General features: G+C 41.5%; 20 protein-coding genes and 1 tRNA gene. 9 read left to right on the forward strand and 12 right to left on the reverse strand.

Annotated features, from left to right (window positions below; translation table 11 throughout):
• Window positions 1-147: 147 nt before the first annotated feature.
• The 4 genes from C1N53_RS20300 to C1N53_RS20315 form a co-directional block, all read right to left on the reverse strand.
• Window positions 148-768 (reverse strand): MAE_28990/MAE_18760 family HEPN-like nuclease, encoded by a 621-nt coding sequence (locus C1N53_RS20300; protein ID WP_137761044.1) that lies wholly within the window; start codon window positions 766-768, stop codon window positions 148-150.
• Window positions 769-778: 10 nt separating this feature from the next.
• On the reverse strand, window positions 779-1831 hold the full coding sequence (locus C1N53_RS20305) for a DUF262 domain-containing protein (RefSeq protein WP_137761045.1): 1053 nt from the start codon (window positions 1829-1831) through the stop codon (window positions 779-781).
• A gap of 164 nt (window positions 1832-1995) precedes the next feature.
• Window positions 1996-2532: a restriction endonuclease gene (locus tag C1N53_RS20310; RefSeq protein ID WP_137761046.1), complete on the reverse strand. Its 537-nt coding sequence runs from the start codon at window positions 2530-2532 to the stop codon at window positions 1996-1998.
• Window positions 2532-3467 (reverse strand): hypothetical protein, encoded by a 936-nt coding sequence (locus tag C1N53_RS20315; RefSeq protein ID WP_137761047.1) that lies wholly within the window; start codon window positions 3465-3467, stop codon window positions 2532-2534. Before C1N53_RS20315 ends, C1N53_RS20310 begins: the two co-directional genes overlap by 1 nt.
• Before the next feature lie 243 nt (window positions 3468-3710).
• Between C1N53_RS20315 and C1N53_RS20320 the strand changes: the two genes are divergently transcribed.
• Entirely contained in the window at window positions 3711-4145 is a 435-nt protein-coding gene (locus C1N53_RS20320; RefSeq protein ID WP_240773302.1) for an antitoxin Xre/MbcA/ParS toxin-binding domain-containing protein, read from the forward strand.
• Between the two features lie 2 nt (window positions 4146-4147).
• Window positions 4148-4597, forward strand: a complete 450-nt coding sequence (locus C1N53_RS20325) for an RES family NAD+ phosphorylase (RefSeq protein ID WP_137761048.1) — start codon at window positions 4148-4150, stop codon at window positions 4595-4597.
• Window positions 4598-4738: 141 nt separating this feature from the next.
• On the opposite strand, the gene C1N53_RS20330 is transcribed toward C1N53_RS20325, so the two are convergent.
• The 3 genes from C1N53_RS20330 to C1N53_RS20340 all read right to left on the reverse strand — a co-directional run bounded on the left by C1N53_RS20330 (window position 4739) and on the right by C1N53_RS20340 (window position 6761).
• Entirely contained in the window at window positions 4739-5209 is a 471-nt protein-coding gene (locus C1N53_RS20330) for a RadC family protein (protein WP_137761049.1), read from the reverse strand.
• 690 nt (window positions 5210-5899) lie between these two features.
• Window positions 5900-5973 (reverse strand) — tRNA-Arg (locus C1N53_RS20335).
• A gap of 65 nt (window positions 5974-6038) precedes the next feature.
• Entirely contained in the window at window positions 6039-6761 is a 723-nt protein-coding gene (locus C1N53_RS20340; RefSeq protein WP_137761050.1) for a TVP38/TMEM64 family protein, read from the reverse strand.
• A 140-nt stretch (window positions 6762-6901) separates the two neighbouring features.
• Here C1N53_RS20340 and C1N53_RS20345 point away from each other — a divergent pair, with 140 nt between their 5' ends.
• Entirely contained in the window at window positions 6902-8041 is a 1140-nt protein-coding gene (locus C1N53_RS20345) for a cystathionine gamma-synthase (protein ID WP_137761051.1), read from the forward strand.
• Window positions 8042-8119: 78 nt separating this feature from the next.
• Window positions 8120-8632 carry a DUF6141 family protein gene (locus tag C1N53_RS20350; RefSeq protein ID WP_137761052.1) on the forward strand — a complete coding sequence of 171 codons (513 nt, stop codon included), beginning with the start codon at window positions 8120-8122 and terminating at the stop codon, window positions 8630-8632.
• An 83-nt stretch (window positions 8633-8715) separates the two neighbouring features.
• Here the strand turns inward: C1N53_RS20350 and C1N53_RS20355 are convergent, their stop codons facing one another.
• The 3 genes from C1N53_RS20355 to C1N53_RS20365 all read right to left on the reverse strand — a co-directional run bounded on the left by C1N53_RS20355 (window position 8716) and on the right by C1N53_RS20365 (window position 10632).
• Window positions 8716-9426, reverse strand: coding sequence for an OmpA family protein (locus C1N53_RS20355; RefSeq protein WP_137761053.1), 711 nt, complete (start codon window positions 9424-9426; stop codon window positions 8716-8718).
• A 369-nt stretch (window positions 9427-9795) separates the two neighbouring features.
• Window positions 9796-10161: an STAS/SEC14 domain-containing protein gene (locus C1N53_RS20360; RefSeq protein ID WP_137761054.1), complete on the reverse strand. Its 366-nt coding sequence runs from the start codon at window positions 10159-10161 to the stop codon at window positions 9796-9798.
• 60 nt (window positions 10162-10221) lie between these two features.
• Entirely contained in the window at window positions 10222-10632 is a 411-nt protein-coding gene (locus C1N53_RS20365; RefSeq protein ID WP_137761055.1) for a DUF5329 family protein, read from the reverse strand.
• Window positions 10633-10765: 133 nt separating this feature from the next.
• On the opposite strand from C1N53_RS20365, the gene C1N53_RS20370 reads away from it, so the two are divergent.
• A complete protein-coding gene (locus C1N53_RS20370; RefSeq protein ID WP_137761056.1) occupies window positions 10766-12697 on the forward strand; it encodes a hypothetical protein in 1932 nt (643 codons plus the stop codon).
• 79 nt (window positions 12698-12776) lie between these two features.
• On the opposite strand, the gene trxA is transcribed toward C1N53_RS20370, so the two are convergent.
• On the reverse strand, window positions 12777-13103 hold the full coding sequence (gene trxA, locus C1N53_RS20375; RefSeq protein WP_137761057.1) for a thioredoxin: 327 nt from the start codon (window positions 13101-13103) through the stop codon (window positions 12777-12779).
• Window positions 13104-13514: 411 nt separating this feature from the next.
• Between trxA and C1N53_RS20380 the strand changes: the two genes are divergently transcribed.
• Together C1N53_RS20380 and C1N53_RS20385 are read left to right on the forward strand one after the other, a co-directional pair.
• Complete coding sequence (locus C1N53_RS20380; protein ID WP_137761058.1) at window positions 13515-14543, forward strand: hypothetical protein; 1029 nt, start codon at window positions 13515-13517, stop codon at window positions 14541-14543.
• A 328-nt stretch (window positions 14544-14871) separates the two neighbouring features.
• Window positions 14872-15492, forward strand: a complete 621-nt coding sequence (locus tag C1N53_RS20385; protein ID WP_137761059.1) for a DUF3575 domain-containing protein — start codon at window positions 14872-14874, stop codon at window positions 15490-15492.
• Between the two features lie 77 nt (window positions 15493-15569).
• Here the strand turns inward: C1N53_RS20385 and dnaE are convergent, their stop codons facing one another.
• Window positions 15570-19193: a DNA polymerase III subunit alpha gene (gene dnaE, locus C1N53_RS20390; RefSeq protein ID WP_137761060.1), complete on the reverse strand. Its 3624-nt coding sequence runs from the start codon at window positions 19191-19193 to the stop codon at window positions 15570-15572.
• Between the two features lie 253 nt (window positions 19194-19446).
• Between dnaE and C1N53_RS20395 the strand changes: the two genes are divergently transcribed.
• Together C1N53_RS20395 and C1N53_RS20400 are read left to right on the forward strand one after the other, a co-directional pair.
• Window positions 19447-20028, forward strand: a complete 582-nt coding sequence (locus C1N53_RS20395; protein ID WP_137761061.1) for a thiamine phosphate synthase — start codon at window positions 19447-19449, stop codon at window positions 20026-20028.
• A gap of 274 nt (window positions 20029-20302) precedes the next feature.
• Window positions 20303-21250: a DUF4932 domain-containing protein gene (locus tag C1N53_RS20400; RefSeq protein ID WP_137761062.1), complete on the forward strand. Its 948-nt coding sequence runs from the start codon at window positions 20303-20305 to the stop codon at window positions 21248-21250.
• Window positions 21251-21257 lie beyond the last annotated feature (7 nt).

The raw sequence follows: 21257 nt of genomic DNA on the forward strand, positions 1-21257 counted from the left end.
CAGGTAAAGACGTTCTCTGTTATGAAACACAAGGTATTTCGAAACTGAGTACATGTCTGCCGAAACTAAGTTTGCAAAGACCCAGGAGCTTGCGGAAATTACTGTCCGCCTCATGTTTTACACCCATTGTTGGGCCTTCGTGTTTTTTTATTTCTTAAAGGTTTCATTCTTTTCACTGTCCTCAACTCCAATCACGATATCTAACATCAAATTTTCTACAAGAGAAACAAATTCTGTTAAATGATTCATATTGACGATTATAGAATTTTCACCATGAGCAATTTTGTTCCTAAAGAGTAAAAGCTTATTAAGTCCGTTGTTGTATTTGTCATCTATTTTAGGAATGCAAAAACGTTCTAGAACTTGATTCAAGACTTTTAGATTTACATTTGATTCAGTCGGGACGGTTGGAGTAATAATGATTTTGTCTTGAAATAAGCTGTCTAATGATTGAACTAGCTTTATCTTTTTTTCGAAATTTACTCTCGGATTATTGAAGTCGCATTCCGAGTCCATTTGGTGTGTCAAAAGCGCATAGGAAATTTCAGCCCGACTAAGCGATAATGTATTTAGGTGGTTAGAATAAATTATAAAACAACTTTTCACAAAACCTTCCCAAATCGAGTAAATAGCTGGTATTGAATATTTAATATGCAACTCCTTATGATCGGGACTAAAGCTGTACCTAATCGGAATACTTTTTAAAGTAGCGAGTTCAAATGTTCTCCACTCAATATCAGCTAATATTTCTTGAACAAATGTTTTCATAGAAAGTCTTTCAACCAAAAATTTCGTCTGCTACTTCAATTCGCTTTAAGATTCTTGATTTACTTGCAGAAGCCGAACCTGAGGCTTTCTTAAAGGATTGTGACTCCTTTAATTGATTTACTTTAGCAATTAACTCATCAGTTCGGAGATCTTTATACTTTTGGTAATATTTGGTTATGCCAATAGAAACGCAATCATACAAACTTGTTGAGAACACATTGTTTGAACCCCTAAACACATCCCTTCCTACTGGGTGTAGTAAGTTTATCATGTTTTCAAAGGAATTTTTCAAGTGGAAAATTCTCTCGTCATCTGAAACTGCCTTTTTCATATAATTTGTCATGTGCTGGGAAATGTTTTCAGACAACTCGTCCTGCCCATCTGTAAGTGAACAAAAACGTAAAACTAATTCATCCATGTAAAGCTGTTCTAACTGTCTTTCTGTAGGTTGAATTAATTGAACAAATTTGTCATTTTTAGCACAGTCTCTCAGGAAAATATTGAACTCTTTTGAAACGCCCCTAAAAATTGCATTTCTTATTTCTTGATCTGTTAGTTCTGAGCCACCTGTATTCAATCGATTAAATAATTCGTAGCGCATATCAAATGCACTATTCCACTTAATAATTTCTATTCTACAAGTGGCTCTTTTGATATTTAATTGAAATTTTAATGGAAGATCTTTACATGCAAGGTGTTCCAATTCTTCAGTCAAATCACCTTTACACATGACCCAATTATTTTTGTCTTTTGTGTCCTTGAGAACCCCAAAGAATGAGAACACGGTCGAAATTCTTTGAAGACCATCAACAAGCTCCCATCTGCCATCTTCGTCTTCTGCAACAAAAATTGGAGGAACTGGAATCCCAATTAAAATAGACTCAATAAACCTTGTTTTTTGATAAGTGTCCCACCTGAATAATCTTTGAAAGTCTGGGTCAATAATGATTTCTGCTCGTTCATACATGCTCATTATTTCTCCAAAAGACATATCTAGTCTGTCAGTATTTAAACTATTTCTTGTTTTTTCTAGTCTTTTCTCAAGTTTTTCTATTTTATTCATAATATTAGATATCAAATTTGCATGTGGCCCAACGAACTTAGCTATGTGTAGGGCGAAGGGTTAGCCAGTTAACTTTCCGCTTAGTGATTTGTTTATTCGTTGTAACTACGTTCATATTAGCATTTTATCTCGCATTACGTATAGCCATTAATGGCGACTGGCTTTTATTCAATCGTTCTGTTTATTGTCAGACGCATTATTTTCCTTTGTAGTAACTGAACCAAATCATCAGTAGTTTGAAAGGCTAAAATGTCTTCTCTTTTTATAATTAATATTCTAATATTATCTCTCGTCAAAGCATTAATTATTTCACTATGTGCATTACTAACTCCATCAGCTGCACCTGTAATACCACTCAATGAAATTAAGATTCCAGTTGTTGCAAATCTATCTTGTAACTTTCTTATAAACCAACCTACTTGAGCACTACTTACAGGAGATGCTGTATTCTTACATTCTGTTATTATAGCATAGTCCAAAAAATATAAATCTGAATTTCTAGTATCATTATTAAAAATAACATCTAATTCGTGAGCTCTAACGCCATCAAGAACATTTGAGTCATAATGAGTTACTTTTGGCACTTTACAAAAAATGTAGCGAACTAATTCTTCAAGTTTAGCTCCTTTTACAGCGGTGTTTGGAGCGGTGTCTGACTCTCTTAATAATCGAGATATTTTTGGTTGAGAATATCTTGCCATTATTCAAGTCCGTGTGCTATTTTATTTCTTTGATTTAAAAGTAAGGCCTCAAATGAATTTTTTATTAATTCATTTACAAAGTCCTCTAAATCATAGCTTATTATTAAGGGGGCTAGTGAAGATTTTATTTTGGGTCTATTGTTATCTCTATCAATGTAGAGTAGAAGTCCAACTTTCGCATCTGAAATATTTATGTATCTTTTAATTTGATTTTCCGCATTTTCTAATCTACTTCTATCTAATCTGCCATATTTCAATTCTACTATTATTGGATTTCCTAGAACCTTCCCTAGGTTATCACTCCACAAAGCAAAGTCAATACCTTTGTCTTTATTTGTATTATTTTCGACATAATTAAGATTAATTATATCGAAAATTTTAGCCGTAATTTGTTCCATCCTAAACGCATTCCGAGCTGCATTTTGGTTATTGTTAATATCAAAGTTTCTTAAATCATTTATCTCTGGAAGAATTTGTTTTAACTGACTTTTAATTTTATTTGAATATTCGGTTACTTTATCAAATCTGTCATTCTTTCTATGATATGATTGTTTCGGTTTCTTCTTTACATCTGAAAGTAACTTAACAATAGAGTTACTGGTAAATTCCGAGTCGTTCAAGTCTGTTCTTATGAACAACTTGTTTTCTAAGTAAAATGGAATTTTTAAATTCTTATCTAATAAAATGAAATGTTGTTTCCCTAAACCTTCACAGACACCCATTTCATAAATAACATTTGGATTGGTATCTGTAACAATAAAAATGGCAAAATCTGATTCTTTTATTTTCTTCTTTAAAATTTGTTGAATAGAATCTCCAATTGAAAAATCGTATAGGTCAAAAGACTCAATACCATTCTCAGCAAGAATATTCTTAACTGAAGTTGTGTCAACATTGTGTGACGCGGATATGAAACATTTTAAATTTCTGTTCATTTATTTATATCAGCTTGCTGCCAACTATTGGATGTAAGGAGTTATTCTGTTTATCCTCTCATAGAGGGAGGATAAACAGAACTGTATTAACGAATATACTATATACATTCATTAATATTTACTACAAGACTTTTGTTTCTTAATTCATTAGCAAAATAGCGTTTGATATTTCTATTATAAAATAAACGATTTTAAACTATATTGCGTTCATATGACTGTATTTAAACATTCAAATTGATGCTTATGTCACTTGATTCGATAGTAGAAGTAATGGGCGGCCCCAAAAACATTGGGCGCGACATTCATAATACACATGATTTTATACTGGCCTCACGGGAAGGTATTTCCGTGGCTGTTATCAAGGTTCTCCAGAGCAGAATAGGTTTGACGAACAAAATGATGAGCAGTATTCTGGAGATCTCTGAGAGCACTCTACAGCGTCTTATTAAGCAAAAAAGCCGGCTAGGAAAGTCTGAGTCTGAGGCCGCCTACGAGATATCTAAAATCATTGCGAAAGGCATTGAAGTGTTTGGAGACGAACAGGACTTCACAGAGTGGCTTAACACTAAGAATATCGCCTTGGGAGATGAAAGGCCAATCGACTGGTTGGACTCATCTATCGGCAGGGAGCAGTTGGTGGATTTATTGGTGGGTATTCAATACGGTCATTACTCCTAAGCATGATTGTATATCGTTTAGCCAATCGGGACTTTATCGTGGACTTGGCTGGGACTGGAGGATTGTTCGGTTCGGGCAGGTGGCATGACAAAGGGATGCGAATATTATATACATCAGAAAGCTTCTCCTTGGCCAAACTAGAAGTGCTGGCCAATACAAAGTCCATTCCTAGGAATTATGCCCTAATCAAAATTGAGATTCCGGACGACCTGGAGCACAAGAGACTCACAGTAGAAGATCTTCCGGCTAACTGGAATATCTTTCCCCATCCGAAAGAGTTGAAGGTTTTTACAGAGGAGTGGATTAGGGAGAATAAGTATCTGGTCATGCAAGTGCCGTCTGTACATTCCCCTTATGAGAGTAATTACCTGATCAACCCGATGCACCCGGATGCGGGGCGAATAAAGATAATAGAAAACAGGCCGCACGACTTTGATGCCCGCCTTAAGTAAGGGAGTGGCAAAGGGAAAGATACCTTAGCAAGGTCGTGTTCTTCCTAAGATTGGCGACACCTACTTTACATAATCTTACTTATTGGCTAGGACGAAAAAAAATGTTTATCTTATTCATTAATGGTAATGAATAAAAAAGGGCTACAAGAGCCCTTCATCTGCCATAGAGTAGTATGTCTCACTGGTGAGGATAATGTGATCCAGGACGACGATGTCGAGCAATTCTCCACCCTGCTTCATTTTCTTTGTCAGCTGTAGGTCTGCCGCACTTGGTTTGGTATTACCGGAGGGGTGGTTGTGGCAAAGGATGATGGAGGAGGCGCAGGCTTTGAGTGCCGCCGCGAAGATAAGCTTAGGATCAGCTATGGTGCCTGCGATACCTCCGGTGGAAAGTTCATAAATGCCCAGCACCCGATTGGCCCTGTTGAGTAGCATCACCTTGAACTGTTCTACAAATTCGATTTTGCCGGTGTCCCAGTTTTGACGGAGAACCTCTGCGCTGTCGGTGGAACTGGTCACCTGTGGGCGCTCGGACGGTTTTACTTTGGAGCGGTAGGTCAGTTTGATTTCTGCTACTTTGTTCATTCCGGTTTTTTTAGTTGGCTTTTCCATAATCTTGTTCTTTTAAGGTTTTAGGAATTGATTATGGTGCCTGCCCTGCCTGGCGAACGGACTAAGGGCAGGGTGGAGCCGAAGAAAATGCGGAGGGCTCCCTTTAGGGATACCCATTTTGTTCGGACTACCTTGTCCCGTGTCCGGGCGGCAGGCTAAATTGCGCCGGAATGAATGACCTCGGACTTTTATATTGGAGTGTCTTGAGGGGTGGTGTTTTTAGCTTCTTTTTAAACTATTTTGCTTCAGTCTAAAGATGGAGGAGGATACAGTCATCTTAAAACGAGTGAGTAAGAATAGAGTAGGAGCAAGGTTATTTGATGGCCTTAACTATTTTATCATTGATTTTTTAACTATAAAGACATTAAGAAAGTCTGTCCAGTTGCTAAAGCAAGAAACTTGACGTGTAGAGGCTTGTGAAAAAATGGGCTGGAAGGGTAAAAAAGCTCTCAGAGTATACACTTAGGAGGCTGTAGCGGGGAGCTCAAAGCTTTACTGAAAATTAATTGAAATAATAATAAGTCTAGCAATGTGGTTCGGAAGAAGGAAAGATGAAAAAAAGTTAAGTAGCTATGGAGAGAATTATTTGCAAGTAAGAAGTCGGCTGAATAGCAAAAAGTTTGTGTGCAAATTGTGTGTACATAAAAAAAGCCACTTAACGATTTTACTCGTAAGTGGCTGATTTTCAAGTGGTCACGTAGGGAGTCGAACCCCAAACCTTCTGATTCGTAGTCAGATGCTCTATCCAATTGAGCTACGAGACCATTCCTTAATTGTGAGTGCAAAGTAAAGGCTTTTTTTTGTTCTACGCAAGAGGCTGCATAAATTTTTACTCATTTTTAATGCTGGCATTCCGCAAAGCTTTCTTCAGGGCACGGTCGAAAACGAAGTATAGGCCACCTATCGAAATGATTATCAGGGTAATCATTAAAATCTGGCCTTTGCTGCCACTGTCGGGGTTTTGCAATAAATTTATAATATCGTTTGCCTGCGTGCCAATCCAGAAGAAGAAAAGTGTGCGTGGGAGCATACCTACAATGCTTGCCAAGAAGAATCGTGTTCTGTTTACCTGTAGTAAAGAGAGCACAAAGTTCATCAAAGCAAAAGGCAGAACAGGAGAAATGCGGCATAGGAAAATAAGGCTCCAGCTTTGTGCCCGCAGCTCCTGCATCAAAGCCCTGGCCTGATCGAAGCGGTTCAGGAAGCTCATCATTTTACCGTGATCAATGAAGCGGGCCAGGCTATAGCCCACTAAGGCAGCTATACCATACGAGACAACAATGCCCGGAAAAGCCTGCCAGCCCAGGTAAAAACCACTAACCAGCGCTACAAAGGTAGTGGGTGTAAGTGCTAGTGCCATGGTTATGGAAATCACCATAAAATAGAGCAGCATTTGCCCAAACGAAAGGTTCTGAAAAAGGTCCTGGTACTGGTAGAGCTGATAAGCAAGCGTGGAGCTTACAACCAGCGGCACAACCACCAGTAGCAGCATAGAAACAAAGGTGAAAGCATTTTCGCGGACGAAGTTCCGGAGCAAAGAAAATTTAAACATTGTTGATGTATCAATTCATGAAACACAAGGCTGGTTGTGCCGAAACCGGAGTAAAGCAGCGAATTAAATTTGATTAGCCTTTCAGACAGAGCAAATTTATTAACTTGCAGCATATCGTTTAATACTTTAAACAATAGCACATGAAATTCGGAACAAAAGCCATACACGCTGGCGTAGAGCCAGACCCAAGTACAGGCGCTATCATGACGCCCATTTACCAGACTTCTACATACGTGCAAAAGTCGCCGGGCGACCACAAGGGCTATGAGTATTCCCGTACGCATAACCCAACCCGTACAGCACTGCAAAATGCGTTGGCAGCATTGGAAAACGGAAAGCACGGATTATGTTTTGCTTCTGGAATGGCCGCTATTGATACTATCCTGAAGCTCCTGAAATCGGGTGACGAGGTTATTTCTACTAACGACCTGTACGGCGGTAGCTACCGTATTTTTACTAAAATTTACCAGGATTACGGTATCAAGTTTCACTTCGTGAACATGAATGACCTTGGTAGTGTAGAAGCGCTGATAAATGATAAAACACGGCTTATCTGGGTAGAAACACCAACCAACCCACTACTGAACATCATCGATATAGCAGGTTGTGCGGCTATTGCCAAAAAACATAATATTTTGCTGGTAGCAGATAATACGTTTGCTACACCATACCTGCAAACACCTCTAGATTTAGGTGCCGATATTGTGATACACTCGCTTACAAAGTATATGGCAGGCCACTCAGATGTAGTAATGGGAGCCATCATTGTAAATGACGATGAACTGAAAGACAGGTTAGCCTTTATACAAAATGCCTGCGGGGCAACACCAGGGCCCCAGGACTGCTTCCTGGTGCTGCGGGGATTGAAAACACTGCATATTCGTATGGAACGCCATTGCCAGAATGGGCGTAAGGTAGCGGAATACCTTAAAAAGCATCCGAAGGTAGAAAAAGTGTTGTGGCCGGGCTTCGAAGATCATAAGAACCACCACATTGCAAAAGCCCAGATGAATGACTTTGGAGGTATGATCTCTTTTGTGCTGAAAGGCGACCGAATGGAAGACGCCATTAAAACCCTGGAGCGCTTTCAATACTTTGCTTTGGCTGAATCATTAGGTGGAGTAGAATCGCTTTGCGGGCACCCGGCTACCATGACGCATGCCAGCATACCTGGAGTGGAACGTATGAAAGGTGGCCTTAGTGATTCTTTGATTCGTTTAAGCGTAGGTATAGAAGACGCAGAAGATTTGATTGCAGACCTGGAGCAGGCAATCGGGTAACCTCTGTATTTGAAACAGGAAGAGCCGCCTGCTGCTACAGCAAGCGGCTCTTCCTGTTTCAAAGGTAAAGGGTAGTGTATGGCAGAACCACAGGTACTTTTTAAGGAAAAACAGCGATTCAGGCAGATCGGGCTTTGGCTTATTGTGCTGGCTGTGGCGGCATTATTTTGGGCAGGCTTTGTATACCAGGTAATGTTGGGGTATACCGTTGGAAACAATCCGGTAGGTACAGGTGGCGCCTTTCTGTTAACAGCACTTTTCGGAACAGCGTTACCACTGTTCTTTTACCGGATGTCGCTCACAACACAGGTAGAGCCAGGGTTGCTAAAACTACGCTTCTGGCCATTTCACCTGAAAGCTGTTGAAATTCCGCTTCACCTTGTCCGTGATTATGAGCAGGTAGTTTATGAGCCGATTCATGAGTACGGGGGCTGGGGAATACGCTGGACTTCCCACGGAAAAGCATATAATGTATCGGGGCAGGAGGGAGTGAAACTACACTTTTATAACCAGAAGCCTATTCTGATAGGTTCTCAATACCCGGAAGAGCTATTTGTGGCTGTTCGAAAGGCTAAGACAATGCAGGCATGAAATTTTAATTGCTTGTAAAACTATAAAAGCCGGTCTCTTTCATAACAGAGATCGGCTTTTATAGTTAAGGCTTAAGCATATACTTATGATTGAATACCCAGAATCCTGTAGATTTCAGTGAAGTCTGGCGTTAAAATAATTTCGGTACGGCGGTTCTTCGCCTTTGCTTCAGGAGAACGGCCTGTATCAACCGGCTGGTAGAAAGAACGTCCTGCAGAAGTAATTCTATCCGGAGAAAGACCTTTTGATGTCATCAGGCGGGTAATTTCAGTTGCACGAAGCACACTTAAGTCCCAGTTATCCTGCATACCAAAAGTGCCTTTCGAAAGAGGAACATCATCGGTATGGCCTTCCACCATAATGCCAACACTTTGATTTCTTTTCAGTACACTAGTCAGCTGGTCGATTGCTTTTTGGCCGTTTTCGTTCACCTTAGTACTGCCTGTGGCAAACAAAAGTTTATCAGACATAGATACATACACTTTGCCCTCGCGGATGCTCACATTTAAGTCACCTTGGTTAAAACCTTGTAAGGCCGCATTTACTTCGTTACGAAGGTTGTCGAGTACCTTTTGCTGCTCATTCATGGCGCGCTCCAGGTCCGCCAATCTCTTTTCGCGGTCCTTCAGGCTAGATGTTAAATCATTGACCTGCTGGCGGCTGGCGGCTTGCTCACGCTCCAATGCATCTCTGCTAGCTTTTAGTTCATCGTATTTTTTTGAAGAAACGCACGAGGTCATCAATCCTGCACAAAGTGCCAGAGAAAGAGAGGCCTTAAAAAAGTTAAATTTCATGTGTGTTGTTAATTAGTTGTTTCGAAATATGTAAGTTCCTATGGTTACCAATTGCAAATATGTGAAAGAATCATGGTTAAACCATACATGAGCTACATTGCCATACCTGCCCCAGGTGTTTAAGGGTGAGGCAAATATTGTGCTAGAAATATATTTAAACCTCTTTAGAAGATATATTTTTGAAGAATGTAAGCCAATTGTAAAAATAGAGGGAAAAGTGATAGCAGAAATATGAACAGCATATGGATGTACCTTGCTGTAGAGCATAAGGATATTTGATAAAGCTAAAAAGAGAGCATTGCATTTCTATTCTCTAAAGCAGCACAGAAATGCAATGTGTGCAGGTATATAACACAAGGTATTTAGCTTTTACACTGCATCAGCTTTTGCCCATTGCATAGCCTCTGCTCTTTGCGCAGGCTCAAAGTATTTTACTTTGGCAGTAGTAAAAGGGGTAGCCATTACTGTAAGCCAGTCCAGCCATTTTTTATCGCCTACAATTGCTACATTCCTGAAATCGGCTGCATGTTTAAAATCGTACTTGAGGTCGTCCCATAGTGCTCTCAGAGAATAAGTATCTACCTCCTGCACTTCAGCATATACATTAATTTTGCTGTACTGCTTAATCTTTTCATCTAATACAGGCAGCATAACTGCATAATCCTGTTTATCTACTGAACCTGAAAGTTTAAAGGCAACTAAGTCTCCTCTTGATTCTTCTAAGAGCTGCAGCATGTGAACTGGTTTATGGTTTTACAATTAATTTCTTTTTGCTGATAACGTATTTTATGGCCATTAATTACCTGCTGATGCCTGTGATAATCGTTGAAGCTCTGCTCTCAGTACCTTACCTGCTTCGGTTACAGAGCCATTAGGCATCTTAATTTTGTAAACTTCACCAGACATAGACGATTTTGAGGCCAGCTGCTCTATAAAGATTTCTGCTGTTGTAACGCGCTTCGCATGTTTTTTATACTTCGCCTGCAAATGATCGGCAGCTTCGGCAGGCGAATGTTCACTTCCGTTCCGGATAAAAGTGGCGCCTTCCAGGTTTCTGATGTAAGCAATAAGCTTATTAATTTTCTGGTCTTCTGAAAGAGCCGTGGTGCTGGCTGTCGCTTGAGGCCCTGATTGCGCCAGGGTAGTTGGCGCATACACTGAGAAGGCTGTTGCAAGAGCCAATCCAAGTATCAGTTTTTTAAACATATATTGTAAATGGATAATGAATGATTACAAAATTTTAATTGCATCGAAGTGCACTTAATTTAATCCTATAACGTTTAGGTTGCTGCAGAAGCTGTATCCGTTTTGTCGGTTCCGAAAGAATTTAATGTAATACATGAAAAAAATCCTTTATGCGTTTGTTCTGCTGCTGTGCCAGCAGGCTGTTGCTCAACATACTATAGAAACCCGCCTGGGCTATAGTTATAACGATAAATTTGAGTTTTCGGATGAATGGCAGTATCTCTCAACTGATATTTACTTGTTTAATGGCGGTAAATTTAATCGTGTACTAAACGAGCTGGATGGGGGAGTAAAGAAAAAAGCCAAAAAGAACTATGCCTATGAGCTGGAATATCTGTTTATTACAGCGCAGCTTAAGAATGTAAAGTTGTTTGGCAACGATGAGATCGTGTACCCGCTTTACAACTTCTATATAAATAAAGACAAGAGCGATTATCAAACGCAGGTAAGCGATCACCTCGAAGTAGTTCGTATTATTGATAAAATGCCCCTTGGCTCTACCCAGAACAGCATTGATGCCGCTATAAATGCAAAGGCTGTAACGAATCAGGACGGAGACCAGGTATTTAATCTGGTAGCCACGCAATTGGTAAGCTTATCGCGCCTTACAAATCCTACCACTGCTGCTATGGCATTAGTAGGGGAGTTTGGTAATTTACTTAGTTCCCGTGCAAAGAAGAAGGAGTACAAGTTTAGCTCTACTATTCGTTTGTACGAAGGCAAAGACTTTGACACACGCCTGCATTCTGTAAAAATTTATGTTTTTGTTCCCGGAGAGGTGAAAACGGTAACAATCAAATCTGTTAAGCTGGCCGACTATCTTACCAAGAATCCCAACAAACTTGATCGGAAGCAGTTGGAAGAGGTAATTGGCTATAGCGAGTATCCTTACATGGTTGTGGCTAACTATAAATCGCTCTACAAAACAGATGTGCTAACCGGCGACGAGGTGACCATGGAGCTGATTGAGAAACGGAAACAGAAAATTCAGGCTGCTTACGACGCTAAACTTATAAACGACGAGACATTCCGGCAGGAAAAGCAGTTTGTGGAGTTTCTGCGGGTTTTTGCTGAAATGAAGCAGAACCTGAATGCCTATCGGTTAAATTACCGAAACAATAGCCCGGAGATTAATGCAAAAAACCTGTTTGGCATTATGCAGGAGTATAAGCGCCTGAAAACCTTTTTTGATGCGCGGGAGAAGGAGTTTAGTAATACAAGCTCCTATAAGAACATCTTCAGGCCCGAATATGAGTCTATTCTGAATAATGCAGACCTCTACCTGGAGGCTGATCATAATTTAAAGAATGGCAAAATATTGGTGAACACTCTACGGGAGCTGGAGGGAAATCCGAAGGCTTGGGCAACACCAGCTTTGCGCGAGGCTGCTTTGGCAAAACTATATGCAGTAGAGCTGCCACGAACTGAATACCTTTCTGCTTCAGTGGAGGGCGAAGCCATTGTGCGGCTTGTCAAGAAATTGGAAGATATGCAGTATGCGGAAGTTTTCGAAAAAGATGTGAAAAAACTGGCAGAGGTACCGGCATCTGATGAGACAACAGCACAGCGTAATGGCTTGCTGGAAAAAGCTGGTACAAGCAAATGTATCAGTTGCCGCGATAAAGTGCGAGAGGCTGTAAATGAATATAACAAGCGCTACGATAGCTTCAGGTTACGGGAAGCACTATATAAGCAGGAGGAGCTGAATAAGCAGGCCGAGCAAATGGTTTTTAAATATTTGCGTCTTCAGCTTTGTTTCCAGAATAACTTAAATGCAGTGGCTGTGGCCGGAGCTTCAACGGTCATGGAAGCTTATTTTACCCGCATTAACGAGAAAAGCACTCTTTTGGCGGCAGCCATCAAAGAGCTGGATGAGCTCACTAAAAAGCCGGCAGATTTTATGGCGCTACAGGCGGTGCAGGAGAAAACCAGGAGATTAGAACTTGCCATGAAAGAGGTGGAGCGAAACTATGAGTTACTCTGCAACCTCGACAAGAAGCTTTGTGAGTGTGAATCTGTAAAGTAGCCCATTCCTGCAGGTATATAAAAGCGACAGCCTCTCCACATGGAGAGGCTGTCGCTTTTATAATTATTCTCTATACTGCTTACGCAATCTGTGCTTCTAGTTTTTGAGAAAGCACATTTTTAGGAACAGCACCTACCTGCTTGTCCACTACCTGGCCACCTTTGAACACCAAAAGTGTAGGAATGCTACGGATACCAAATTTAGCAGAAGTTTGTGGGTTAGCGTCTACGTCAACTTTACCGATAACAGCTTTGCCTTCGTACTCGCCAGCCAGTTCTTCTACAATTGGGCCTACCATACGGCAAGGTCCGCACCACTCTGCCCAGAAGTCAACTAAAACGGGTTTATCTGAATTGATGATTTCATCAAAGTTCGCGTCTGTAATTTCTATTGCTTTATTAGCCATAACTTTAACGGTTTATAAAATAAGTTCTGTGTTATAAAGGTAATAACAAATATAGGTTTGGCAAATATACATCCAAACTCTATTACTATGACAAGCTGTCGTGTCTTACTAGTTACACTCAAGCTGGTTCTTGTCCTATACTTACGGTAGAATAGGGCCAATGGGTGTATTTTATTTGTATCAACAAATGTTGTAAATAAAAGTTTCAGAAACAAGAAGAACTTACAGCTATAGAATAGAACAAGATGTGTGCTAGAGGCTGCTTAAATTTATGATTACTATATAGTGGTATAAAATTGAGGGTAAATTGACCTTTTTTTTAAGTAGAATTGCTTCCACCTCAAATCTATTTACTGTATTTACTTCGTAAGTATAAATCACAAGGATTTTTAAACTTAAAACCATTTAACTATGAAAAAATTATTCCGTTTAGGTGCCCTGCTTGGAATTGCAGCCATTACGTTTTCATCTTGTAAGAAAGACGATGACTTTAACTTTCATCTTCCTATAAATAAGCAGATAGAGGCTTATGTAACCAGCAATACAGCCGGCAAGTTAGCTATTCTTAGCATGGACGATCTTTATGATTTGCTGACAGGAAAAGATGCTACGTTTGAAATGAAATCTTTAGCGCCTGGTTCAACAGATACGGAGGGTGTTCACTATAACAAGGAAAGAAACGAGCTGATTATCGCATCCAGAGGAAACAACAGAGTGGAAGTTTATCAGAAGCTTGTTAACGGAACTTTAGAGCTGAAAACTACAAGTGAACGGAATTTTACTAATGCGCGCGACGTAACCATGATCGGAAACATGATTATTGTAGCACAGCAGGGTAGTGCAGCAAACAACAACATGAATATGCTATATGCATATGAGCGTACGCCGAGTGGAGTTAGATTGCAAAAAACATATTCTGTAGATTTTAATCTATGGGGCATACATGGTGAAGGCATGGACCTTTGGGCTGTGGTTGATAACACCAGTGATATCGTTATGTTTAAAGATTTTTTAACCAACCCATCAGGTATGGTGATGCCAACTAAGCGTGTTACGGTCGAAGGTATTGTTAGAACGCACGGCCTTGTGTATTCGAAGCATGATGATAAAATGATTTTAACGGATGTTGCTGCCGCTACTTCAGATTCAGACGGTGCTATTTCTGTCATTAACAATTTTACCTCTGTATGGAGTAGTGTTGCCAATGGCGGAACAATTGGTGCTGGAAGCCAGATTCGTATTGCGGGGCCTAATACCATGTTAGGAAACCCGGTTCAGGTATCTTATGATATGAAGAAAAAGCATATTTATGTAGCTGAAAGAGCGAATGGCGGTGGTAGATTATTGGTTTTTGAAATGCCAACCTCAAACGGAGATCCAAAGCCAGCAGTGTCGAAAAATGTACCTGGTGCTTCTGACGTTTATGTGGAAGTAAGATAATTCGGTTAAGTTTAATTTAACAAAAAGGCCAGTCTTTCTTTAAAGACGGGCCTTTTTGTTGGTAGGTATATCTAATACATAGGATTTACATAAGATATTTGCTGCAGGAGTTTCTTATACTTATGTACATGCTGAGTGATCTGTTGAATTATGATGGTACAAAATCCGCAAGAAAGCTACTGCTGCTTCTGTTTTAAAATTGAAAATCTTAAATTAACTTTAATTAATATAAAGTATTATTAAATTTGAAAAGGTGTAAATGATCAACAAACGTTGGGGTTCTGCAGCCGGATAATTTAACCAAGATACACTACTTAAGCTGTGCTTTATGAAGATTAAATTGTTACTGACGCTTTTACTTCTGGCGAAATCCTTTTTGCTGTTCGCACAAGATGAAGCAGTTGCCCCTGATCCGCGAGCAAACGCTTTTAAGTTAAATCTACTCCCCTTGTGGGGTGGGTCTATAAATGTTATGTACGAGCGTAAACTTAATCAGCTACATTCTGCAGGAATTACACTAACGGCTTATCCTAAAAGGTTAACACTTGCGGCAAGAGACGCATCCTCTACATACGCAGTTACCGGTGAGTTTCGCTTTTATGCAGAAGGTGATGCATTGCATGGGTTCTATATGAACCCATACATAAAGTACCGTTTGCGCTTGCATAATGAAAAAGAAGCTGTTCCAAAAGATCCGGACACACGTATTGTATTGATCAGACTGCCAGCCAGAGAGAAAGAGGTTTGGAGTTCTTATGGTGCAGGAGTAACAGTAGGATATCAAAAAATAATGGATAATGGCTTGGCTTTAGATGTATTTGGTGGAGCTGGTTATTACCTGATTCATCGCCTGGAAAGTAACAATTCTTATACAGATAAACAGAAAAAGGAATATGCTCCTTCGTTTGGAGAACTTAGATTAGGAGCTTCTCTAGGGTATGTTTTTTAGATATAGCAAAAGCGGCAGGTTAGCTAACCTGCCGCTTTTGCTGTTATCAGAGCGTTGTTGCATTACACAACTATAGCTTATATCAACTTACACTCACCCAATCCCAAACCTTTAATTTCTGACAGAAACTGTTTTGGTTCAATGCGGTAGCGGCGGGAGTAGGTAGGCAATGCCAGTTTTTCTTCTGGTAAGTGCAAGGTGATTTCCAAGCGTTTTTGCCCCGGGCTGGTTACAATAGCGTTTTCCAATGCCTCCGCCAGATTTGGGGTAAATAGCTCCAGATTCACGTTCACCTGTACCCCCTGGGCCATCTTATCCATCACATCGCCCAGCAACTGAATGTTGGTTGGCTTTAGCTCCCACTGATCTTCGGTGCGGTAGCGCAGCTGTACTTTGCCACGAATGAACAGGTACAAGCCTGTCTTCAGGTAAGGGGAGAACTTAACGTAATCTTCACCAAACAGCGCCATCTGCAAAGTAGAATCATAGTCCTCAATTGAGAATAACGCAAACGGATTACCGTTTTTGGCCGTTCGGATGACAACTTCCGATACCATGCCTGCCACATTAATATCACGGTTCTTGTATTCGGCAATTTTGTCTAAAGAACAGCTACAGTAGGAGTCAATTTCCAGCTTAAACTGATCGAGCGGGTGCCCTGAGATATAGAAACCTACTACCTCTTTTTCGCGTCGCAGCATTTCGGCCTGTGTCCAGGGGGCCACTTCAGGTACTTTAGGTAACGGGGCTGCTACGGCGGCTGAACCACCAAATAACGATTGCTGCGCTGCCTGCTGTTCTGCCTGGTAGTTGTTGCCGTATCGCACTGCCTTCTCCAGTAAGCTGATGTTTTCTCCTTCCGGAATCTCCATCAATTGCGCACGGTGGTACAGCCCCCACGAGTCGAAAGCACCGGCCAGAGCCATACTCTCGAAAGTTTTTTTGTTAACAGCACGAAGGTTAATGCGCTTTGAAAAGTCAAAGATATCCTGATACATGCCATTCTTCTCTCTTTCGGATATAATGGCATCTACAGCGGCTTCACCGGTACCTTTTATGGCAGCCAGGCCAAAACGAATTTGTCCCTGCTCGTTTACATTGAACTTCAGCAACGATTCATTTACGTCAGGACCTAGTACGGCCACCCCCTGCTTACGCGCTTCCTCGATAAAGAACGTCACCTTTTTAATGTCGTTCATGTTGTTGGTAAGCACCGCCGCCATATATTCGGCTGGGTAGTGCGCCTTTAAATAACCTGTCTGGTATGCCACCACCGAGTAGGCGGCAGAGTGGGAGCGGTTAAAGCCGTACTGGGCAAATTTCTCCATCACGTCGAACACTTCCGAGGCCTTTTTAGCGGGGATATTGTGCTTTTCGGCGGCACCAGCAATAAATTTCTCCCGCTCCTCGGCCATCTTCTTCATGTCCTTCTTACCCATGGCGCGGCGCAGCAAGTCGGCACCACCCAGTGAGTAACCGGCCAGAATCTGGGCCGTTTGCATAATCTGCTCCTGGTACACCATAATACCGTAAGAGTATTCCAGGATCGGCTTGAGCAGTTCGTGCGGGTATTCTACTTCTTCTTTCCCGTGTTTCCGGTTAATGAAGTTCGGGATGAACTGCATCGGGCCCGGACGGTAAAGGGCGTTCATGGCGATCAAGTCTTCAATGTTGGTAGGCTGCAGGTCCTTGAGGTACATGCGCATACCTTCCGACTCGAACTGGAATGTACCAATCGTATCCCCACGCTGGTACAACTGGTACGTTTTCTCATCATCAATCGGAATTTCATCAATGTCTATTTTAACGCCATGGTTCTTCTCGATCAGGTCAATAGCATCTTTGATAATTGTAAGCGTCTTCAGCCCCAGGAAGTCCATCTTCAGCATGCCGGCACTCTCAATTACCTTACCATCGAACTGCGTTACCAGCAGGTCGGCGTCTTTAGAAGTGGATACAGGAATGTAATTTGTAATATCATCGGGGGCAATAATAACACCTGCTGCGTGAATACCTGTGTTCCGTACAGAGCCCTCCAGCTTTTCAGCCAGCTTTAGAACAGAAGCCCGGTGGTCGTCGCCTTCGCGTATGGCAGCTAGCTCCAGGTTTTCCATAAAGGCTTTTGCCAGCGTAGTGCCAGGCGTATCCGGAACCATTTTTGCCAGTTCGTTGGCTTCTGCCAAAGGCAGAGAGGTAGAACGTGCCACATCTTTAATCGACGACTTAGCTGCCATGGTGCCGAAAGTGATAATCTGTGCCACCTGCGTTTTCCCGTACTTATCCACCACGTAGTCGATCACACGCTGGCGGTTCACGTCGTCGAAGTCGATATCAATATCGGGCATAGACACACGCTCCGGGTTCAGGAAACGCTCGAACAGCAGGCTGTATTTAATGGGGTCGATGTTGGTAATACCGATACAGTAAGCCACAGCCGAACCTGCCGCTGATCCACGGCCAGGACCCACACCCACGCCCATGTCGCGTCCACGGTTAATAAAGTCCTGTACAATCAGGAAGTAACCGGCAAAGCCCATTGTCTGGATAATGCGCAGTTCGTAGTCAAGGCGTTCTTCTACTTCAGGCGTAATATCAATGTATCGTTTCTTTGCTCCTTCATAAGTCAGGTGGCGTAGGAAAGCATCGGCATCGGCATGCTCTGGCGGAATCGGAAAATTGGGCAGCAGGATATCGCGCTTCAGCTTAGGAGGCGTGATTTTGTCTACAATTTCGTTGGTATTGTCTACAGCTTCAGGCACATCTTTGAACAATTCGTTCATTTCAGCCTGCGATTTAAAGTAAAACTGGTCGTTTGGGAAGCCAAAGCGCGTTTTAGGTCCGGCTTCGTCTATGCGTTGCAGCATCTGGCGTATGCCCGGGCTGTTGCCGTACTTCTGACGCACATTCTCCACCGTATCATAAATTACTTTCTGGTCGTCTGACAGGAAGCGGTAATAGCGTGTCTGGAAGTCACCGACCGGTGTGCTTTGGTCTTCGCCGGTATTTACACAAAGTAAAATATCGTGTGCATTCCAGTCATCCTGGTCTACGTAATGGGAGTCGTTGGTGCAGATAACCTTTACATTGTACTTCTTCGCCCACTTCAGCAGTACCTGGTTTACATCTTCCTGGCTTTTGCCTGTACCGTCTATGTTCATGAGGCCGTGGCGCTGCAGTTCTATATAGTAATCTTCGCCAAAGAGATCAAGCCACCACTTAAAAATCTCCTCTGCCTCTTCTTCTGATTTCCATAGAATGGCCTGCGGTACTTCAGCACCAATGCAGCAACTGGTCGCAATAAGGCCCTTGTGGTACTTAAGCAGTAACTCTCTGTCAATACGAGGCCACTTGCTGTACATCCCCTCAATATAAGAGTAGGAGCAAAGCTTGGCCAGGTTCTGGTAACCTTCCTGGTCTTTGGCCAGCAGCAGCTGGTGGTGGCGCACGTCTTTCAGTTCTTTGCTGAAGTTCTTTTGGTGGCGGTCCTGCACCAGGTAAAACTCGCAGCCTACAATTGGCTTCACGTTATATTTGTTTGCCTCAGCCACAAAGTTAAAGGCAGCAAACATATTGCCGTGGTCGGTCATGGCTACGGCAGGCATGCCATCGGCCTGCGCCTTCTTCATGAGTGCGCTGATGCTGGCCTGCCCATCGAGCAGGGAATACTGCGTATGCGTATGTAAATGCGAAAAAACTGGCAAAGCGTCCTAAGAATTAAAAATTAGAAATTATGAATTAAAAGTGACTGCTGTATTAGCTGAATACTATACTTAAAAGTCATTTTCGGGATGTTAAAATTACGAAAAAGGGGTGGATATGTAAAGGTTTTATCGCCTGCGTTACTACCTTTAGAACATCTGTTTGAGGAAAGGCGTTCTAAACGAGCTGGATAAGATTTACTGTCAAATTCGCGATATTGCCAGTTCCTACTATTAAAAAAAGTACCAGCCGTACATGAACCTGATCATTGTGACATTTCCTGCTCCTTTTCCTGAAGAACATAAGTATATAAATCTTCTTCTTGAGCGGGGCCTGGAGAGGCTGCACCTCCGTAAGCCAGGTTTTACTCTTCAGGAGATGCACAGTTTTATACAGCAGATTCCTGCTGAGTACCACTCCCGGCTGATGCTGCACAGTTACCATGAACTGGCTCAGGAGTTTGAGGTTAAAGGTTTACATTTCCCGGAAGCACTACGTGTAAGAGTGGCTACAACTCCAAAAGGAAGCCTACTCTTCTCTACTTCTTTTCATCATTTACAAGATATAAAACAACCTCAGCCGCTTTTCGATTACGCTTTTCTGAGCCCTGTTTTCAACAGTATTTCCAAAGAAGGATACAAGGCTGCTTTTGCACCTGCCGAGTTAGCGCTAGCCGTACGGCAGTCCAACTTGCCTGTCGTAGCTTTAGGAGGCATAGATGCAAGTAATCTGGCAAAGGTGCAGGAACTAGGTTTTGCTGGTGCTGCAGTTTTAGGTGCTGTATGGCAGGCGGAAGATCCCTTAAAAGCCTTTAGTGAGTTGCAGAAGCTTGTATGAGCTATAAAGTGGAAAATAATTAACTATTATTACTGAAGCAGACAACCGTTTTAGCTATTGCTGCATCTGTTAACCAGATCATGAAGTTACTACCTCTTTATTAGCAAGTGTAGCTCATCCGTATTACTATAAGTTAAGTTTCGTAATGGCAGATTTTCTATAGCCCTTGATACATGAAATTGACTTTGGGTGAGTATGCGGCTAAAATCATGGGAGTACTTTTTAACGGTACTGGTATAGACTCTGTATGCTTTAATGTGAACCTTGCATAGCTATGAAAAATTTATTCCCACTTTTTATTCTATTTATCTTTTCCCACAATGTTCATGCTCAGTATAGAAAGGAATTATCTCCTAAAGTCTCTCTTATCATAAGCAGCAACATCGAAACCTATTTTTTTGTTGAAAAGTTAGCGGTGGAACGGATTGGAAATTATGTTTTTAATATTAAAGGCCAAGATTACTCCCATCAGCCTGTTGTTCACTTTGCGTTTAACCATTTTAAGGATTATCAGAACGATCCCCTGATAATAAGATCAGCTGAGCTACTGCAGGCGCTAAGAGACTCTTTACACGATAATGGCCCGATCATGGATTACTTATTAAATCAAAAAGAATTTCCTGCGTCTGGTCCACGTTTCCCAGGTGCTGAAATTGATGTGGCTACTCCTTCTGTAAGGCCTTTGTTAGCAGAGCTTACAGAAAATTTAAGAAAATTTTACATACAGGCTAATGTTGGTAAGTTTCTAAAAAAGAATGTTTCATTTTACAATGGCGTACTTCAGGAAGCCCAAAAAGATATTCGTATCGATGCTTTTCCTTATATGGAGAAGTGGTACGGAAGAGAATTTCCGCACTATATGCTGTATTTAGCTCCCGCTATGCCCATTACTACTGGAGATGATAACTACAGGGGATATGGGCCATCTATTGCGTCGGCAGAGGGTAAAATACCAGCTATGGTCATTAGTTCAAGTAAAATGTTGCCTCTGCAAACAAACTTGTCAGCTTATAAAAAATTTGGGTTTGACAATCCAGACGTTACACGCTTTCTCTCCAGTCATGAAATCGGGCACACTTTTGTTAATCCATTAGTTGAAAAATATGCTTCTAAAATTAAAGCGGACTTAATTTTATTTACGCCGGAATTACAAGAGATATTAAGCCCTCATTACATTACTGATTGGTATGTATGTGTTATTGAGCACTTGAAGGCTAGGTGAAATTCGT

Source organism: Pontibacter sp. SGAir0037 (genome assembly GCF_005491705.1).
In the GTDB taxonomy this organism is placed as follows: domain Bacteria; phylum Bacteroidota; class Bacteroidia; order Cytophagales; family Hymenobacteraceae; genus Pontibacter.

What these genes read in the sequence shown, in the direction of transcription:
- C1N53_RS20300 (WP_137761044.1), bottom strand. Translation starts at nt 768, where the DNA reads ATGAAAACATTTGTTCAAGAAATATTAGCTGATATTGAGTGGAGAACA.
- C1N53_RS20305 (WP_137761045.1), bottom strand. Translation starts at nt 1,831, where the DNA reads ATGAATAAAATAGAAAAACTTGAGAAAAGACTAGAAAAAACAAGAAAT.
- C1N53_RS20310 (WP_137761046.1), bottom strand. Translation starts at nt 2,532, where the DNA reads ATGGCAAGATATTCTCAACCAAAAATATCTCGATTATTAAGAGAGTCA.
- C1N53_RS20315 (WP_137761047.1), bottom strand. Translation starts at nt 3,467, where the DNA reads ATGAACAGAAATTTAAAATGTTTCATATCCGCGTCACACAATGTTGAC.
- C1N53_RS20320 (WP_240773302.1), top strand. Translation starts at nt 3,711, where the DNA reads ATGTCACTTGATTCGATAGTAGAAGTAATGGGCGGCCCCAAAAACATT.
- C1N53_RS20325 (WP_137761048.1), top strand. Translation starts at nt 4,148, where the DNA reads ATGATTGTATATCGTTTAGCCAATCGGGACTTTATCGTGGACTTGGCT.
- C1N53_RS20330 (WP_137761049.1), bottom strand. Translation starts at nt 5,209, where the DNA reads ATGGAAAAGCCAACTAAAAAAACCGGAATGAACAAAGTAGCAGAAATC.
- C1N53_RS20340 (WP_137761050.1), bottom strand. Translation starts at nt 6,761, where the DNA reads ATGTTTAAATTTTCTTTGCTCCGGAACTTCGTCCGCGAAAATGCTTTC.
- C1N53_RS20345 (WP_137761051.1), top strand. Translation starts at nt 6,902, where the DNA reads ATGAAATTCGGAACAAAAGCCATACACGCTGGCGTAGAGCCAGACCCA.
- C1N53_RS20350 (WP_137761052.1), top strand. Translation starts at nt 8,120, where the DNA reads ATGGCAGAACCACAGGTACTTTTTAAGGAAAAACAGCGATTCAGGCAG.
- C1N53_RS20355 (WP_137761053.1), bottom strand. Translation starts at nt 9,426, where the DNA reads ATGAAATTTAACTTTTTTAAGGCCTCTCTTTCTCTGGCACTTTGTGCA.
- C1N53_RS20360 (WP_137761054.1), bottom strand. Translation starts at nt 10,161, where the DNA reads ATGCTGCAGCTCTTAGAAGAATCAAGAGGAGACTTAGTTGCCTTTAAA.
- C1N53_RS20365 (WP_137761055.1), bottom strand. Translation starts at nt 10,632, where the DNA reads ATGTTTAAAAAACTGATACTTGGATTGGCTCTTGCAACAGCCTTCTCA.
- C1N53_RS20370 (WP_137761056.1), top strand. Translation starts at nt 10,766, where the DNA reads ATGAAAAAAATCCTTTATGCGTTTGTTCTGCTGCTGTGCCAGCAGGCT.
- trxA (WP_137761057.1), bottom strand. Translation starts at nt 13,103, where the DNA reads ATGGCTAATAAAGCAATAGAAATTACAGACGCGAACTTTGATGAAATC.
- C1N53_RS20380 (WP_137761058.1), top strand. Translation starts at nt 13,515, where the DNA reads ATGAAAAAATTATTCCGTTTAGGTGCCCTGCTTGGAATTGCAGCCATT.
- C1N53_RS20385 (WP_137761059.1), top strand. Translation starts at nt 14,872, where the DNA reads ATGAAGATTAAATTGTTACTGACGCTTTTACTTCTGGCGAAATCCTTT.
- C1N53_RS20395 (WP_137761061.1), top strand. Translation starts at nt 19,447, where the DNA reads ATGAACCTGATCATTGTGACATTTCCTGCTCCTTTTCCTGAAGAACAT.
- C1N53_RS20400 (WP_137761062.1), top strand. Translation starts at nt 20,303, where the DNA reads ATGAAAAATTTATTCCCACTTTTTATTCTATTTATCTTTTCCCACAAT.